Below are 17715 nucleotides of genomic sequence, written 5' to 3'. Positions count from 1 at the left end.
ATTTAAAACTACTTCCCTCGAATCGTTCCCAACTGATTCCAAATATCAGGCGTCAAAAACGTCACGACCAGCTTATTTACATCCACATAACGCAACAAACCATTGAGCTGCTGCTTCACCTCAGGATTTTTAATAATTTCCTCACCCGTAATCTGCCCCAACTGCTGGAAGCTCTCTCCTACCGCTTGTACGCCTTCCGCCTGAATTACTGCTTTGGTCTGTGTCGGACATTGATCGACCAAAATGCGCTGCAATACCTGCGCCACGTTTTTATCCAATGCAGTTTTTTGCTCGTCTGTCACATGACTAAACTGTTTTAAATCAGGATGGTTCGATAAAGACACAAACGTCCACTGCAACACTGCAGTTTTATCGGTTGCAGTAGTAGATTTCATCAAGCAATCACTGAGCCGATCAACGGTTGGGCTTGCCATCGTGACTTGGGTTGTGCCAAAGACAGCAGCTGCCATCAAAAGTGCTCGACTCAAAGATACATGTTTACGTTGTGTGGACATTCTTAAACTCCATTCAGTCATTGGCTTCTTTTTAGCACACGATATGATGCTTAGGTGTTATGACTCTGTATCGATCTGGCAGGTGCAGCTAGCAATTCTAGTACGTGCTGTACCCGAACATTTGCATCTGCCCGATACACCGTATAAATCGGGGCAATACACGGCGACTCGGCTTTAAGGGTCTTATATACAATCTGTTTATTCCAAAAGTCCTGAATTGAAGCAGGTACAATCGACACGCCAATCCCTGCGGCGATCAGATTTAGGCTCGAGGTTAAACGCGGCGCTTCCTGAACAATATTGGGGCTAAAACCTGCCTGATAACAATGCGCCAAAATATTATCGAATAAATCCTGTCCTGCCAGTCGCAGATATAAGACAAACTCATAGGGTTCTAAATCGAGCAAGCGAATTGCCCCACTTTTTTCTGTCAGAGGATGATTACTCGGCAGCGCTACAATTAATGGTTCATCCAGCACATGTACACTCTGCAACTCGGCACGAAGTGGCGCGGGCTTACGCAAAAAATGAGATCCAGTTTTTCATTAAAAACAGCATCAATTAAATCACGACTGCTTTCTTCTTCTAGCTGAATCGTGACTGCAGGAAACTGTTCACGAAACTGGTGAAGTAACGTAGGTAAAAAAGGATGCAAACCCACTGAGTGGGTAAATCCAATATGAAGCTGCCCTTCCAGACCCTGTGCGATATTTTGCACCCGTTTGGGAATCGCCTGTGCATGCGCCAAGATGCTCACGGCCTCTTGATACAATACTCGCCCAGCCTCAGTGACTTCTACCCCACGCGGCAAGCGTTTAAACAATACCGTTCCAAGTTCTTGTTCCAGACTTTTAATCAATCGTGTTAAAGGCGGTTGCTGCATATACAAACGATTTGCAGCTTTAGAAATATTACTTTCTTCAACCACGGCAACAAAGGCATTAAGTTTATGAATCTCAATCATTGCTATACTTTTTAGGCATGGTTTAAGGTAAAAATAGCATTTGTCAATATAGCATAAGCGCTGCATGCTATATACATCTTGGGACAGGTTAAGGTGATCTGGTGAGCGAACAAGTACTCAACATACCAACATGCAAAGCATTGTTTTTAGGTTTCTTAAAATTGGGATTGATGGGTTTTGGCGGTGTTCTGCCACTTGCACATCGTATGATTGTGGAAGAAAACCGCTGGTTAAGTACAGCTCAGTTTACCGACCTGCTTGGAGTCTGCCAGATTTTACCAGGTGGCAATATTATTAATATGTCTGTGGCGATTGGCATGGAGTTTCATGGCGTCAAGGGTGCGCTCTGTGCCATTTTAGGATTAATCTGTGCGCCTACCATTATTGTATTGCTGATTTATCAGATTTATAGCCAGTTTCAAACTTTACCTGCAGTACAGCATGCGATTCAAGGTTTGGCTGCAGCGGCAGCAGGTCTGTTATTTTCCACAGGTTTAAAAATGCTTAAACCGATTGCCAAAAGTTATTTGACGGCCAGCAGTATTGTGCTGACCTTTATGCTCATGGTCGTGGTGAAAATACCATTGTTATTTACCCTGATCATTTTGCTGGGTCTGAATATGTGGGTTTTAAGTTTGGGAGCAAAACGCGCATGATTTGGGTGTTATGGTCACTGGCATTGGTATTTGCAGAATTATCTTTACTGGCATTTGGCGGTGGCAATGCAATTTTGCCTGAAATGCAGTATCAGGTGGTCTATGTCCACCATTGGCTGACTGCTGAAGAATTTAGTGCCCTGTTCGCAATGGCGCAAGCAGCGCCTGGCCCAAACATGATGATTATCCCTTTGATTGGCTGGCATGTTGCAGGGACTGCAGGTTTACTGGTGACCTCGATTGCCATGTTTGCGCCATCTTCAGTGATTACGGTTTATGCACTCAAGTTCTGGCGACAAGTCAAAGATCATCCTTTACATTCACGCTTTGAAAAAGCCCTAAAACCTGTGACAGTTGGACTGGTCTTGGTTAGTGCATGGCTGATTGGTTCAGCATCAGCACAAAATCTTTTATTGACTGTGATTATTTTGGCAACAGCAGGACTTGGCTTATTTAAAACAGTGCATCCGCTTTGGGTTATGTTGCTGGGTGCGGTGTTGGGCGTGTGTTTTTTATAAGTTTATGTCACACTGATGAACATGATTTATCATCCTTAAAACGATAATACTGTTTATTCTTCACTCATCATTTAGGTGATATTTATGCAAGAGTCAGAACGTGATAAAGATAAACCATCCTCTTTGATAGAGTTTCTGGTCGATATATGTTTTGAGTTTCTTCCCAATTTGGTGATGGGTATTTTTCGCCCTATCGCACATTTTTTAGGTGAAGTATTTCACCTTTAACGCATGCAAAATGCATCTGATTGATGATCATGGCCTTTTATAAAATACTAAAAATATACTGACCATAAATCACCGATTCCACAAAAAAAAGCCAGTCAATATTTTGATTGACTGGTTTTTTCATTTAGGCGTTTAAAACCTTATTTATGCAAAATCGACTCAAAGGCTTTTAGACGCTTATAAATCGAGAGCAGTTCAATAATGGTTTTCCATGAGCTAATCAAATACTGAAATGACTCACGTACTTTATCGAATACGTTGCCAATCTGGTTGAGTAAACCCAAAGTCATTTTTCCTGCGGCAATCGATGGGAACAGCACCACAAGGCTATACAAGACATCGAGCTGCATGTACCACGTACTCACCAAGTTAAAGTAAGTGTAGTGAAAATACAGACGGAAATAGTTTTTACGGACATGACCGAACAACTCTCTGAGTGTCGCAGGCTCTGCACGTTCAATACAATCTTCACCATACACCAGTTCTTTACGGTAAGCGGCTTCAACCCTTTGATTATTAAATTCTAAGCCAGGTAATTTAATACCGACAAACATTAACAAGAATGTACCAAAAGCCGCCCAGACCACTGCTGCATACACTAAAGAATGTTTAATTTCACCAATGATTGGCAGTGCGGGAACATGTGCTGAAAGCTGAAATAAAATCGGTAAAAACGCGATCAGGATCATAATCGCTTTGACAAAGCGGACACCTAAATCTTCCATTGTGGTTGCAAAACGCATGGTATCTTCTTGTACCCGCTGTGATGCGCCTTCTATATTGCGTAATTTTAACCAATGCTCGCTGTAATATTCATTCATGGCAGTACGCCAACGGAAAATGTAATGACTCACCAAAAATGAGTTCAATACTGCAAATGTTACTGCAACCATGGCAATGTATAAGAACGTTAATGTCCCCATATACAGGTCTTTGATGTCGCCACCGCCACTTCCCAGCATTTTCTGGATCATGTCCCAAAATGGACCATACCATGCATTGACCGCGACACTGACTTGCACACCAAACCAGATATTAAACAAAATGAGGGCTGATCCCCAGACTGACCAGCGTTGCCATTTATTGTCTGAGAAAAAACGCCAAAAACCTGCAAAAATGGCGGTTGCAATAAAGAACCATATATAAAACCATAGAAATGCAGGTGACCAAAAGCGACTCACGCCAATCGCAGACGGCGCTTCTGCATACCCCTGTGCCCAGCCCAGTAAAGTGCCCCACGCCTTTCCACCTGAGTACCACAAGATCAGGTTAAACGACAGCCATGCGACAACTGAAAGAAAAAATGCACGCGGTGCAGGAAAAAACGATTTAAACATGCTGTGGGGATATTCCATCTAATTTTGAAATTCTGCCTGAGCTGATTATAACTGTTTAAGCTGAGGGCCTGTTGCAAAAACAGTGTAAGTAACGCTTAGGCATGATGTTTTTATTTTTTGTAAACCTCAATCAAAAAAGCACAAATATGTTCCTAGTTATCCATGAACAATTTAAAGCATATTCGATTTTTTCGTCAGGCTTTACATACAGCCTCTTTGTTTTTCTCTCTAAGCAATTCAAGTCTATTTCAATGAAGTGCAAGAGCAATAAAATAGCTTAATCAACGAAGTCTATTTTACTTTTAGATTCTGGATGTTATCGGATTCACGCCATGATCTACATGAAAAATTAAATGTAGTGTGTATCAGATTGGTGTGGTCTATAAAAATAAGCCTAAAAAACGGAATTCTTTTTATCATTCTGTCTCTTGCTTGTCGCTTTATAACACAACATATCTTCACCTTGCTGCAAATGCCGTGTCATTTTTAGGACATTGTTTTGCAAGTTTATGGCTGTATTTAATCAAAAAATCGATTATTTTTTTACAATTTATCGATGATGATTCTGACGAATTCAGTTTAAAATCCGCCAACAACCTGATTCTGCTAGAATGAACTAAAATACAATCTGGATTGATTGTGATTATGGTGGTGATTCTTCTCTATGTACGCGATTATTATTGTAACGATTTTTGTGATTAGCTTGCTCTATACCTATTTTCGGGGGAAAGAGCGCCTAAAGCTGTCACGCCAACTATTTGATCATTCAACCTTCTTAGGTCCAGTCAATATGTTTATGACGGGTTTTTCCCGTTTACCAGCCCAACCGTTCTATCCTGTTGAGGATTTTCCTGAGCTGAAACCGCTACAGGATAACTGGCAGGTCATTCGTGATGAAGCCATTGCATTACAAAGCCAAATTAAAGCGGCTTCAAGTAATAATGACGCAGGTTTTAATACCTTCTTTAAACGTGGCTGGAAGCGTTTTTATCTCAAATGGTATCAAGACAGCCATCCTTCAGCTCAACAACTTTGCCCTAAAACTGTCGAAATCTTAGAGAAAATTCCATCAGTCAAAGCCGCTATGTTTGCCGAATTACCTTCAGGCAGCTACTTGGGTAAACACCGTGACCCCTATGCAGGTTCAGTACGTTATCATTTGGGATTAAGCACACCCAATAGTGATGAGTGTTTTATTGAAGTTGATCAGGAGCGTTATAGCTGGCGCGATGGTGAAGCAACTGTATTTGATGAAACCTATGTACACTGGGCACAAAACAAGGCTGAGCAAACCCGTATTATTTTGTTTTGTGACATTGAACGCCCAATGAAATGGCAATGGGCACAAAACTTCAATCACTGGTTTGGTCGCAATGTGATGTCAGCATCAGCGTCACCCAACGATGCGCAAGACCAGACAGGTTTTATTAACCGTATTTTTAAATATTTTTATGCAATTCATGCCAAAGGCCGCGAGCTTAAAGCTAAAAACCGTCGCATGTATTATTTAATCAAATGGATTTTGTTTTTAGTGATTATTGGTGCAATTTTATTACCAAGTTTATTGTAAGCATTTAAAATACATAAATTTGAACCGCATTGAAAGATGCGGTTTTTTATATTCTATTGTCAGAAAATAACGAATCAATCGTGTTTCATCGATCAGCTTAAATATATTATGATTAATTAATCTACAATTTTAATAACAATGGAAAATCATTATGCAAAAAATATGTTTAAATTTGACCTTGCTCTTGTCTGTAACACTCACTGGCTGTGCTACGTCACGCGGACTGATTCAACTGCCAGCAACGCCACCTCTCCCAGTAATAGCGCCACAACAAAGCAGTCAACATACGGCAGTGATTGCACTGGTTGAAGATGACCGTATTTTTCAAGAAGCCCCAAAAACCCCAGATATCCCGTCATTAAAAGGTGGTCTGGCACAAGCAACTCAAGATGAAAAAGCCCGTGCAGTTGCACGTAAGCGCAATGGTTATGGCATGGCACTTGGAGATATTTTATTAGAACAAGGAACAGTGACAGATGTGGTCAAAACACGTGTAGAACGTGCCTTAACCCAATCAGGCTATCAGGTACTCCCAAATACCGACGCCAATAAAGCCACTGCAAATTTGGTTCTTACTGTAAAAATTAATAAGTTCTGGTCTTGGTTTCAACCTGGTTTTACCTCGATTAAAATTCACTCTGAAATTGACAGCGATGTGCTCAATAATAAAACATCATTCCAACCCATTCATATTTATAGTAAAGTGACCAATTCTGGCCAAATTGCCAATGGCAGCAAATGGATTGCCAATATCAATCAGGTTCTGGATGATTATGAAGCCCAGTTAATTCGTGAGCTTAAAAAACAACAACCTTAATTTAAAATAGAATGGCAATTTGTTGCGATAAAAAACAGGCTGCAATGCAGCCTGTTTTTTCAATCCTATCTTTTTCAAGATCGCTTGTTTAAATCCGAATTTCAGCACCGAGTAACTTCACAAACTGCGCCAACCAAGCAGGATGTGCAGGCCACGCAGGTGCAGTCACCAAGTGCCCATCGGTTACGGCGTCTGTTACTGCAATATCGGCATAGGTTCCACCTGCGAGTTTGACCTCAGCCGCACAGGCAGGATACGCAGAACAGGTTTTACCTTGCAATACATTTGCAGCAGCCAATAACTGTGCCCCATGGCAGACCGCTGCAATCGGTTTTTGAGCAGCATCAAATGCTTGTACAATTTCGACTACACGTGCATACATACGCAAATATTCAGGTGCACGCCCACCTGGAATGACTAAACCAACATAGTCCTCAGGATTAACTGCATCGAAGTCATAGTTGATTGCAAAATTATGCCCACGTTTTTCACTATAAGTCTGCTCACCTTCAAAGTCATGAATCGCAGTCGCGATATGATCTCCTGATTTTTTATTTGGGCAAACGGCATGCACCACATAACCGAGTCCTGTTAAAAACTGAAAAGGCACCATGGTTTCATAATCTTCTGCATAATCGCCAACGAGCATGAGTAGCTGCTTGCTCATATTATTCTCCGTGTTGTTTTTTGATAATTTTTAGACAATAGCATACTGCACTGAAAAATGGATTTTTGCCTGTATATCTTTATGTAATGTTGATCCTGTCCATTTTTTATACTGGTTCTTTTCTTTAATTATTTACCGTATGCTTTGACATCCTCCTCAGTCTTGAGCTGCAATTAACGCAGCTAAAGACTGAGAATTCCTACTTCTAGACGCTCATGTCCGAGCGCGAGAATATTCAGTGCTGAGTTTATATCTCTATCGTGGAATGTACCGCATTCCACACACTGCCATTCTCTTATTCCAAGATCTATCCTACCTTTCGGACTACTGCTTGATATTTTCTTACAGCACGAACAAATCTGGGTGGTATAGGCTTCATTGACTTCTTCAAACAATACTCCTGCGTTCTCGCATTTATACTTGAGCATTGTTTTGAGCGCTGAAAATCCTGTATCCAAAACCGATTTTGCTATCTTAGTTTTTACAAGTTTTTTAGCACTTAAGTCACCTACTATAATCAGTGCATTTTCTTTCACAAGCTGAGTGCTTGCTTTATGCAAGTAGTCTTTACGACAGTTTGCAATCTTGGCATGTAATGCACGAGCGCGTTTTTTATTCTTTGCTCTTTGGGCTATACCAAGCTTTTGCTCATACTGACGATAGAACTTAGGATTAGAAATAATTGTGCCATCTGAACAAGTCGCAATGTCTTTTAAGCCTAGATCAATACCAATCGCCTTAGTGGCTGTACTCTTGTCTGCTTCAAGGGTATCCACAACTAAGCAAACATACCAACGTCCTCGACTATCTTCTACGAATGAGCCTGTTTTAACATTATATTTCGACAGTCCATAACTATCCCAAAGGCTAAACCAGTGATTACCGTATTTCACTTGTCCATTTTGGTATTTAATTGCTACTTTCTTAAAGGGAATCCAACCTAATGAGTATTTAGCTGATTTCTTACTGGTGACACGCCATTTAAGTTTGGCTTTTTTGAATTGTTTTCTACGGGTAATTAATTCTTCCGTTACAGCCTGAATGGTTTGACTGTGCAAATGACATTCTTTGGAAGTGCCTTTAGTGTACTTGGCAATATCGTAGGCACTAAAGAATTGACCTGTCTTTTTGAGATGTTTAAAACACAAATCATTTACATAATTCCAGACAAAATTTACCTCAGATGCGAGTTGGTCTAGCACCTTGCAATGTTTGTCTTTTATGCGTAATTTGAGTGTTTTCATACAGAGATTATAGCTGAAGCAAAAAACATAACCCTTGTTATAACAAAGCTAAACGTCATATTGTGTCGCATGACTTGCAGCAGTAGCTTATATCCTTGAACTACCCTCAAGGTTTTATGCTTCAAACGATAAAAAATAGGAAAAATCACATAAATGCTGAGGGATAAGCAATGGCATCAGTCGATCATTCACTGCGTTATCAGGCTTATGGTTATATTGCTGCAGGGATTAGCAGTTTAATGCTTGTGCATGCCATTGGGCGTTTTGCCTTTACCCCACTATTACCCTATTTCATCCAAGATCATCTCATCAGCATTAACCAAGGTGCAGACCTCGCAACCAGTAATTATCTAGGTTATTTGATTGGGGCATTAATGGCGGTCTATTTAAACCGACCTGATCGACTGAAACGTTATGTATGCTTTGGTTTAGTGATCAATGCCACACTAACCATACTGCAATGTTTGAGCGCTGCTTATACACCCCTGTTATTGCTACGCCTTGCCAATGGCATGAGTAATGGTCTGGTGTTTGTACTTGCGCCTGCCCTAATTTTGGAATGGCTCAGTGAACATCAACTGACGCGTTTAAGCGGCCTCGTGTACTTTGGTGTAGGTTTGGGATTAATCGTCAGCGGTATTTTGGTGGACTGGACAGCTCCGTTTTTTACTGGGCAATGGCGCTGGTTACCGATTGCCATCGCTTGCATTCCCCTGTTGGTCTTTAGCCTGTATCAAATCTCAAAAATCCAGATTCACCAGCAAGTTAAAACAGCACATGCAAACCAAAAGCTGTTTGATACCAACAGCACACCTCTATTTATTTCTTATATTGGTGCAGGTTTGGGCTATATTTTACCGATGACCTTTTTGCCAGCTTTAGCACATCAGGTGGGTGGTGAACATACATTTTTGGTGAAAAATGTCTGGCTGATGACCTCGCTGTCCTGTTCGCTGTTTATTCCCATCTGGAACAGTTTAGGCGCACGTTGGGGAGATCGTCAGGCATTGCTCGGTTCATACTGGATACAAGCGCTCGGCGTGTTACTGATTTTACTTATGCCAAATATTTGGGGTGTTTTAGGCTGTGCTGTCTTTGTCGGTGCTGGATTTCTTGGCTCAGTCATGTGTACCCAGCGTTTGGCACGTTTTTTCCAGCCGCATCAAGGGCCGAAACTTTCCGCAGCCATGATTACCATTTATGCAGGCGCGCAGTTATTTGGCCCGTGGTTGGCAAAACTCTGGATTGAACATGGCGGTTCATTGCAACAAAGTTTTGCAGTGGGTTTATTGGCTTTTATTTGGGGACTGTTTTGGACATGGCGTACCCCAAAGAAAATAGCGATTTAACAATATTAGATATACTTTGGAAGCTCATCCGTTCTTTCGTTTCGCCAAATAAGAAGCTGAGCTTCGCAAGAAATCCACCTACCGCAAAACTTGGCAAAATTATTCATTGAGCAAATAAATCGCAGAAACAGCATATTTTTAAAGATCGTGCTGCCTCAAACAGCGCATGACATTTCCATGACACATCTGCCATCTTAAATATGAAAAATGCCAATCAATTTTTCAACTGATTGGCATAATAACTTAATCTTTTTTGGTTTTCACACCGATTAACGTGTCAAAACTTTTGCAATAGATTCAGCAACGTAATACACATTTTTCTGGTTCAAACCTGCCACACAGATACGACCACTGCGAAGCAAATAAATCGCGAATTCGTCACGTAAAATGTCAGCTTGCTCGCCTGTTAAGCCTGTGTAACTGAACATGCCACGCTGTTTCACCAAGTAACTAAAGTCACGACCTGGTACACGTTGGGTTAGCTCATCGCGCAAGATGGTACGCATTTTGGTAATGCGGTCACACATCTCTTGCAACTCTTCTTGCCAGTCCAGACGTAGTGCATCATCACGCAAAACGGTATCGACTAAAACCGCACCTGTCGTTGGTGGGCTTGAGTAGATTTTACGAACAGTCGCTTTGAACTGACCCAAGACATGTTCAGCCGACTCAGTCGATTCACAAATCGCAGTCAACCCACCAATACGCTCGCCATACAACGAGAAGATTTTTGAGAATGAGTTACTGAGTAAGAATTTTGCACCTGCACGGTCTAGCGCACGAATTGCATAGGCATCTTTATCGAGGTCTTCTGCAAAGCCTTGGTAAGCAATATCCAGGAATGGAATCAGGTTACGTTCCAGTAATACCGCAATCACTTGATCCCATTGCGCAGGAGTCAAATCTGCACCTGTCGGGTTATGACAGCAAGGGTGCAACAATACAACGTCTTGCTCTGGAATTTGTTTTAAGCAAGCCAGCATGTCGTCGAATGCCACGCCGTTGGTATTGGCATCGAAGTATGGGTACTCAGCGACTTCAAAGCCTGAACCTTGGAAAATCGCAATATGGTTTTCCCATGTTGGGCGGCTCACCCAAACTTTAGAGCTTGGGAAATATTTATGCAGGAAGTCTGCACCAACTTTCAATGCACCTGAACCACCCAAAGTCTGAATGGTCACCGCACGTTGTTCTGCACGCGCTTGGCTGTCTGCACCCAAAAGTAATTCTTGAGTAATGTCACAGTAAGATTTCAAGCCTGACATTGGCAAATACAGTTTGGCTTTATCCACGTCTTGATTGGTGCGCAGTGCAGCTTGTTTCACAGCATTTAACTGCGGCACAATCCCTTCTTCGGTGTAATATAAACCAATACTTAAATTGACTTTATTGTTGCGTTCATCTTTTTGGAATTTTTCCATTAAAGTTAAAATCGGGTCGCCTGCATAAGGCTCAACATGCTGAAACATAGACTATCTATCCTGATGGTTGCCTTAGCATTATAAACACAGATCGCACCATTTTGGCGCTGATTTTTTAGCCAACTATTCAATCCATTTTCCCATGTTCAATCTGCTCAAGAATCGGACAATCTGCGGTTTCATTCCCCGCGCAGCAATCTGCGGTATGCTGCAAAATTTCCACCATGTTTTGCAATGCTGCTATACGCTGCTGTAACTGCTGAATATGTGCCAGTGCCAACTGTTTGACTTCTGCACTCTGCCGCGACTGGTTGCGCCATAAACTGAGTAATTCCTTGATTTGTTCCACTGAAAAATCCAGTGTTCGGGCATGGCGAATAAAACGCAAGGCTTGAAGATCTTGCGCGGTATAAACTCGATAACCCGCACTCGTTCGCTGAATATTGGACAGCAACCCAACTTCTTCGTAGTAACGAATCATCTTACTCGACAGCCCTGTCTGTTTGGCAACTTGCCCGATATTCATGCAAAAACTCCCCGAAAGCGTTTCAAGCGCAAGGCATTCCCCAATACAAACACTGAAGACATGCCCATGGCAAAGGCTGCAAACATGGGTGACAGTAAAATGCCATAAGCTGGATACAACGCCCCTGCTGCTACAGGAATAAGTGCTGCGTTATAGACAAATGCCCAAAACAGGTTTTGGCGAATATTGCGAATGGTGGCTTGGCTCAAGGCAATTGCATTGCTCACCCCTTGCAGGTTGCCAGACATCAACACCACATCGGCAGATTCAATCGCGACATCCGTTCCTGTTCCCACGGCAATACCGATATCGGCTGCTGCCAACGCAGGGGCATCATTAATACCATCACCCACAAAAGCCAATTTGCCATATTTCTGCTGCAAAGCCTGCACGGCGTTGACTTTCCCTTCTGGCAACACTTCAGCAATCACTTCATCGATACCCAACTGCTTGGCAATCGCCTGCGCCGTCACATGATGATCACCTGTGATCATGGCGACTTTTAAACCCAGTTGGTGCAAATTTTGAATCGCACTGTAACTACTTGGCTTAATTGGGTCAGATACCACCAATATCGCCATTAACTCTCGATCAATTGCTGCATAAATCGGGGTTTTACCCTGTTCTGCCAACTGCTGTACCTGTTCGGAAAAGACCTCGACACTTAAACCTAACTGTTGCATTAAGCGTGCTGCACCCAAATGAATCTGCTGCTGATTGACCGTTGCTTCAACACCATAACCCGTCAAGGCTTGGAATTGCTCAACAGGAAGCAGGGCTAAACCTTGTTGCTGCGCATGTTGCACAATTGCCACTGCAATAGGATGTTCTGATTTGGCTTCAACTGAAGCGACCACCTGTAATATGTGTTGAGTTTGATTTGGATCAAGCGCCACAAAATCGGTCAGTGTCGGTTTACCTTCGGTCACTGTGCCTGTTTTATCAACAGCGATAATCTGGGTTTCCTGCAATTGCTGCAAGGCTTGCCCTTGTTTAAATAATATTCCCAGTTCTGCACCACGCCCTGTACTGACCATGATCGAAGTTGGTGTTGCCAATCCCATTGCACATGGACAGGCAATAATCAGCACAGCTACAGCATTGACCAAGCTCAAGCTTAGCGCAGGTTCAGGGCCGAAGAAAAACCACACCACAAAAGTCAGGAGTGCCAAACCCATCACTACAGGTACAAACCACATGGTCACTCGATCCACCAAAGCCTGAATCGGTAACTTGGAACCTTGCGCCTGCTCTACCAAACGAATAATTTGTGACAAAACCGTATTCGCACCAACGGCAGTGGCCTGAATGGTCAGCGAACCTTGCTGGTTGATTGTGCCTGCCACCACGGTCATGCCTAGATTTTTCGCCACAGGAATCGGCTCACCCGTGATCATGGATTCATCGACAAAACTTTGCCCTTCAATCACTGTAGCATCGACAGGGATTTTCTCCCCTGGTTGAATGAGTAATTGCATGCCGAGTTGCACTTGGGCAATTTCGACCTCTTGCACTTGCCCATTGACAATAATGCGTGCAGTTTTTGGCTGTAAGCCGAGCAAGTGCTGAATCGCCTGTGAAGTTCGTCCTTTGGCTTTGGCTTCCAAATAACGCCCAAGCAGAATCAGGGTCACAATCACCGCAGCCGATTCAAAATACACATTTACATTGTTCTCAGGTAGCCACGTTGGGGCAAAGGTGGCGACGCAGGAAAAACCATAGGCTGCCAGTGTTCCCACCGCAACCAGTGAGTTCATATCAGGGGCAAAACGCAGTAAGGCTGGAATGCCTTTTTGATAAAAACGACGCCCTGGAAAGAACAGTACCAACGTGGTCAAGACAAATTGTAGCCACCAACTGTTTTGCATGCCAATGTGCTGCATCACCCAATGGTGAAACGCTGGAATCAAATGCCCACCCATTTCCAGAATAAACACAGGCAAACTTAAACATGCTGAAATCAATAAGTCGCGCTTTAACTGACTGGCTTCCTGTTCACGGCGTTCGCTCAATTCATTGCCAGGTTGTGCTACATGCTGTGGCTGTAACTGTGCCTCATAACCTGCTTTTTGTACCGCTGCAATTAATGCATTGGCATCGGCTAAATGTGCATGAACCACAGCTTTTTCGGTAGCAAGGTTGACCGTTGCATCACTCACGCCTTCAACTTTTTTCAGGACTTTTTCTACGCGCCCGACACACGAAGCGCAGGTCATGCCCTGAATATTCAATTCAAATAGCTGCTCAGGCTGCGTACGAACTTCATAGCCTGCCCGCTCGACTGCATGCACTAAATCTTCACGTGGCACAGCCTTATCACTATGGATCACGGCTTTTTCGGTAGCAAGATTGACTGCAACCTCTGCGACACCATCCACTTTTTTTAATGCCTTCTCCACCCGCCCAACACACGAGGCACACGTCATGCCCTCAATATCAAGTGATTGATGATAAGGATGTTGTGACTGGCTCATACTGCCTCCTTGTACTGCAACCAAGCAGTGCGTCTACAGTTCTGTTGATGATCATTTATACTGTTCAGCTTAAACCTTGACATAAGAGCAAGGTCAAGATACAGATTTAAAATATTCTGATTTAAAGCCACTTGACCTTACCATGAGGGTAAGCTTTACAATGCAATTCTCTTCTTTAAATCAGGCAGCAATCATGAAATTTGAAATTGCCAATATGACTTGTGGCGGCTGTGCACGTAGCGTTACAGCAACCATTAAAGATCTTGATCCAAATGCACAGGTGAATATTGATGTTGCAAGCAAACTGGTTGAAGTCCAAACCAGTGCCAGTGTTGAACAACTGACTGAAGCTTTAACAGAAGATGGTTTTCCACCTGTTCTTAAAGCATAAGCCTTGATTTTGGGTATGGGATACCTCATACCCAAAGTGTTTAATGTTAATAAAGCCTTTCATTACAAATAAAAATGCTTTTTCTGGCGCCTTTTTATTTCATCCAAATGATCTGTTATGGGATACGTGTGCGATTTTCGCTGATCTTTACTTATTCTAGTCTGCTTCGAACACATCTTTTCTTCTTACACTCGCGTGCTTAATCCTGTGTTTTACCTTTTCTGTTGAAATGAGGATTTATACGTTTGGCTGTACGAATTCGCTTTTTATATACATAAAAACGGGCTAATCCAAATGATCAGCCCGTTTTTGTTCAGTATCTGTTGTCTAGCAACATGCAGCTCGACAACAGCACATCACTTATTTTTTCTCAGGCAACGCATAAGCCACCACGTAGTCACCATGATCTGGTGATTGACGCGCACCGCCCGCAGAAATCACGATATATTGTTTTCCTGTTTTTGGTGAAATGTAGCTGATTGGCGTACCTTGGCTACCTACAGGTAAGCGGGCTTTCCACAGCTCTTTCCCTGTTGATGAATCAAAGGCACGCAAGTAGTAGTCTTGTGTTGCAGCAAAGAACACCAAGCCACCTTGAGTTGCCATTGAACCACCAATGGTTGGCATACCAATCGGTGCTTTCAAGCCCATTTTGAAGCCTAGAGGTCCAGTGTCTTGAACTGTACCCAATGGCACTTGCCATGCAATTTGACGAGTTTTCATGTCAATCGCAGTCATGGTACCAAATGGCGGTTTTTGACATGGAATACCCAAAGCCGACATGAAGCGGTTTTTGTTGACTTTGTACGGCGTACCTTTCATTGGTACAGCACCCATGCCTGTGTTGACTTTCTCACCACCGCTCGCCTGAATTTTGATGTCTTCAGGTGTTTGTTTAATCAACTGAATCCATAAACCTAAACGCATGTCGTTCACGAACATATAACGATGTGTCGGATCAAATGAGATACTACCCCAGTTCATACCACCCAAAGAGCCTGGGAAGCTGAGTGAAACATCAGTCCCTGGTGCAGTGAACAGACCATCGTAACGCATAGATTTAAAGTTGATACGACACATCAACTGGTCAAATGGTGTTGCACCCCACATGTCAGACTCTTTTAAAGTCTGATTGCCAATTTGCGGCATTTCCACTGAACGCGGTTGAGTTTTTGAATACTGCTCGTCTGGAATGTCTGCAACTTTTACAGGTTGCTCAATGACTTTAGTCAGTGGTTTACCTGTGACACGGTCAAGAACAAAGAACTGACCAGATTTAGTACCAATCACGACAGCAGGTTTAGTTGTACCATCTTTCATTGGGAAATCGACCAAGCTTGGTTGCATTGGTAAGTCAAAGTCCCAAAGATCATTATGTACAGTTTGGTAAATCCATTTTTCTTTCCCTGTTGTCGCATCAAGCGCCAACACAGAAGTATTGTATTTGTGATCTAGTGCATTACGGTTACCACCCCAAACATCTACCGATGAACTGCCCATTGGCAAGAACACAGTATTCATTTTCGGGTCATAAGACATTGGCGCCCAAGAGTTTGCTGAACTACGTTTATAAGTTTCGCCTGGTTTTAACACATAGTTTGGATTCGGGTTACGTGGATCAAATGCCCAGCGTAATTTACCCGTGATCACATCATAACCACGGATTACGCCCCCTGGCATGTCTGCAGCAACGTTATCGGCAATACGGCTACCCACAACCAGTGTTGTACCTGCCAGTGTCGGAGCGGAAGTGACCTCAAAACGTGGTGCTTTCGTACCATCTCCCATGCCTTCAAGCAGATTTACCGTACCATGATCACCAAAATCTTCACAGCGTTGACCATTGTCAGCATTGATCGCAATTAAACGCCCATCTGGTGTATTGGTATAAACACGACGTGGACAAGCTGTATTGTTTGCAACTGTGGTTACAGGTGTTGCACCTGCAAATTTTGGTTGTTCAATGGTTTGCGTTGAATCAAAATAAGCAACGCCACGACAGCGCTCCCAAGCATCAGCATGTGAATTGACTTCCGCTTTCCACAATTGCTTACCTGTATCGGCATCAACCGCAATCACGTTGTTATGCGGGGTACACAAGAACACTTTATTGCCAACTTGTAATGGTGTTTCCTGATCTTCAGCACCATTACCTATACCTGTAGTTTTATCCCCTGTCTGATAAGTCCAAGCCACTTTCAGGTCTTTGACGTTATTACGGTTAATTTGGTCTAATGCAGCAAAACGGCTACCACCCGCATCATTACCATAGTGATCCCAGTTTTTTTGCTGTTTTGTTGCATCTACAGGAACTAAAGGCAATGCCTGACCTGATGCTGCAACGGTTGGGTGTGGCTGGAACATTTGATAAAATGCCACCAACATCCCCACAAGTACCACTAAACCTGAACCATATGCTGGTGTAGCACACCGCGCTTTTTGCTCATAACAGCGTAAGCTTGGCAGCGTCAACATGATGGCTACAAATAGTCCAGATGGAAACATGAGGCTAGAGAACAAGCCCCAGAAATCCCAGCCTTTGTCGAACAATGACCAAATCAGCGTTACAATAAATACAGCAGCATAAATAAAGCCACTGAGTGCTTTTCTTCTCAACATGAGAATAGCCGCAAGGGTCATAAAAATCCCTGCAAGCAAGAAGTACCAAGAACCACCGAGACTGATGAGCTTACCCCCACCAATCACATAAAATAAACCTGTAGCCAGTAATGCCAATCCTAAGATCGCACACCATATCTTAAATATGGGGTGTGGCTGAGTATGTGAATCAGACATACAACTATCTCCAGTTTTGATGTCAAATCAGTTTTTTATCTGATACAGAACAGCACCTTGTGATGCTGCAACCGATTTGCACAATGCGCCAAAACAAAAACCAAAAAATTGCTTTTACGCCACTTGGCATAAAAACAGCTTCACTCCTTTGTTATAAGTCACGATGATTCCTTTTCATCTTGATGAGGCTGACAAGGCTTTTTAGTCAAAATTCCTCAGTACAAAAAGTAGCGCAGTTTAAA

General features: G+C 42.8%; 15 protein-coding genes and 1 pseudogene. 7 read left to right on the top strand and 9 right to left on the bottom strand.

Going from position 1 to position 17715, the window contains the following annotated elements; all coding sequences use genetic code 11:
- Positions 1–8 precede the first annotated feature (8 nt).
- Together F975_RS04695 and F975_RS04690 are read right to left on the bottom strand one after the other, a co-directional pair.
- Positions 9–515 (bottom strand): hypothetical protein, encoded by a 507-nt coding sequence (locus tag F975_RS04695; protein ID WP_004750879.1) that lies wholly within the window; start codon positions 513–515, stop codon positions 9–11.
- 50 nt (positions 516–565) lie between these two features.
- A pseudogene (locus tag F975_RS04690) lies at positions 566–1479 on the bottom strand (LysR family transcriptional regulator).
- 101 nt (positions 1480–1580) lie between these two features.
- Between F975_RS04690 and F975_RS04685 the strand changes: the two are divergent.
- From F975_RS04685 to F975_RS15810, 3 genes are all read left to right on the top strand, one after another.
- Positions 1581–2135 carry a chromate transporter gene (locus F975_RS04685; RefSeq protein WP_004750876.1) on the top strand — a complete coding sequence of 185 codons (555 nt, stop codon included), beginning with the start codon at positions 1581–1583 and terminating at the stop codon, positions 2133–2135.
- Positions 2132–2653, top strand: coding sequence for a chromate transporter (locus F975_RS04680; RefSeq protein ID WP_004750874.1), 522 nt, complete (start codon positions 2132–2134; stop codon positions 2651–2653). Before F975_RS04685 ends, F975_RS04680 begins: the two co-directional genes overlap by 4 nt.
- Before the next feature lie 84 nt (positions 2654–2737).
- A complete protein-coding gene (locus tag F975_RS15810) occupies positions 2738–2881 on the top strand; it encodes a hypothetical protein (RefSeq protein ID WP_004750872.1) in 144 nt (47 codons plus the stop codon).
- Between the two features lie 140 nt (positions 2882–3021).
- Here F975_RS15810 and sbmA read toward each other — a convergent pair whose 3' ends face one another.
- Entirely contained in the window at positions 3022–4218 is a 1197-nt protein-coding gene (sbmA, locus tag F975_RS04675; RefSeq protein WP_004750870.1) for a peptide antibiotic transporter SbmA, read from the bottom strand.
- A 664-nt stretch (positions 4219–4882) separates the two neighbouring features.
- On the opposite strand from sbmA, the gene lpxO reads away from it, so the two are divergent.
- A complete protein-coding gene (gene lpxO, locus F975_RS04665) occupies positions 4883–5788 on the top strand; it encodes a lipid A hydroxylase LpxO (protein ID WP_004750867.1) in 906 nt (301 codons plus the stop codon).
- Positions 5789–5939: 151 nt separating this feature from the next.
- Positions 5940–6605 carry a hypothetical protein gene (locus F975_RS04660; RefSeq protein ID WP_004750865.1) on the top strand — a complete coding sequence of 222 codons (666 nt, stop codon included), beginning with the start codon at positions 5940–5942 and terminating at the stop codon, positions 6603–6605.
- A gap of 88 nt (positions 6606–6693) precedes the next feature.
- On the opposite strand, the gene F975_RS04655 is transcribed toward F975_RS04660, so the two are convergent.
- Positions 6694–7272 (bottom strand): DJ-1/PfpI family protein, encoded by a 579-nt coding sequence (locus F975_RS04655; protein WP_004750863.1) that lies wholly within the window; start codon positions 7270–7272, stop codon positions 6694–6696.
- 182 nt (positions 7273–7454) lie between these two features.
- Positions 7455–8516, bottom strand: a complete 1062-nt coding sequence (locus F975_RS04650) for an RNA-guided endonuclease InsQ/TnpB family protein (protein WP_004750862.1) — start codon at positions 8514–8516, stop codon at positions 7455–7457.
- A 170-nt stretch (positions 8517–8686) separates the two neighbouring features.
- Between F975_RS04650 and F975_RS04645 the strand changes: the two genes are divergently transcribed.
- The gene (locus F975_RS04645) at positions 8687–9865 is read left to right on the top strand and encodes a YbfB/YjiJ family MFS transporter (RefSeq protein ID WP_004750860.1); all 1179 of its coding nucleotides are present in this window, start codon (positions 8687–8689) and stop codon (positions 9863–9865) included.
- Positions 9866–10134: 269 nt separating this feature from the next.
- Here the strand turns inward: F975_RS04645 and F975_RS04640 are convergent, their stop codons facing one another.
- The 3 genes from F975_RS04640 to F975_RS04630 form a co-directional block, all read right to left on the bottom strand.
- Positions 10135–11334 carry an amino acid aminotransferase gene (locus F975_RS04640; protein WP_004750858.1) on the bottom strand — a complete coding sequence of 400 codons (1200 nt, stop codon included), beginning with the start codon at positions 11332–11334 and terminating at the stop codon, positions 10135–10137.
- 79 nt (positions 11335–11413) lie between these two features.
- Positions 11414–11812, bottom strand: a complete 399-nt coding sequence (cueR, locus tag F975_RS04635) for a Cu(I)-responsive transcriptional regulator (protein WP_004750856.1) — start codon at positions 11810–11812, stop codon at positions 11414–11416.
- The gene (locus F975_RS04630) at positions 11809–14286 is read right to left on the bottom strand and encodes a heavy metal translocating P-type ATPase (RefSeq protein ID WP_004750854.1); all 2478 of its coding nucleotides are present in this window, start codon (positions 14284–14286) and stop codon (positions 11809–11811) included. The genes cueR and F975_RS04630 overlap by 4 nt, the downstream gene beginning before the upstream one ends.
- Positions 14287–14479: 193 nt before the next feature.
- On the opposite strand from F975_RS04630, the gene F975_RS04625 reads away from it, so the two are divergent.
- Positions 14480–14677, top strand: a complete 198-nt coding sequence (locus F975_RS04625) for a heavy-metal-associated domain-containing protein (RefSeq protein ID WP_034426131.1) — start codon at positions 14480–14482, stop codon at positions 14675–14677.
- A gap of 360 nt (positions 14678–15037) precedes the next feature.
- On the opposite strand, the gene F975_RS04620 is transcribed toward F975_RS04625, so the two are convergent.
- Positions 15038–17473 (bottom strand): glucose/quinate/shikimate family membrane-bound PQQ-dependent dehydrogenase, encoded by a 2436-nt coding sequence (locus F975_RS04620; protein ID WP_004750850.1) that lies wholly within the window; start codon positions 17471–17473, stop codon positions 15038–15040.
- Positions 17474–17715 lie beyond the last annotated feature (242 nt).

The sequence above is a fragment of the Acinetobacter brisouisimilis genome, from assembly GCF_000368265.1.
Taxonomy (GTDB): domain Bacteria; phylum Pseudomonadota; class Gammaproteobacteria; order Pseudomonadales; family Moraxellaceae; genus Acinetobacter.
Note: the sequence above shows the minus strand (reverse complement) of the source record. Positions and strands in the feature narration are given on the sequence as shown.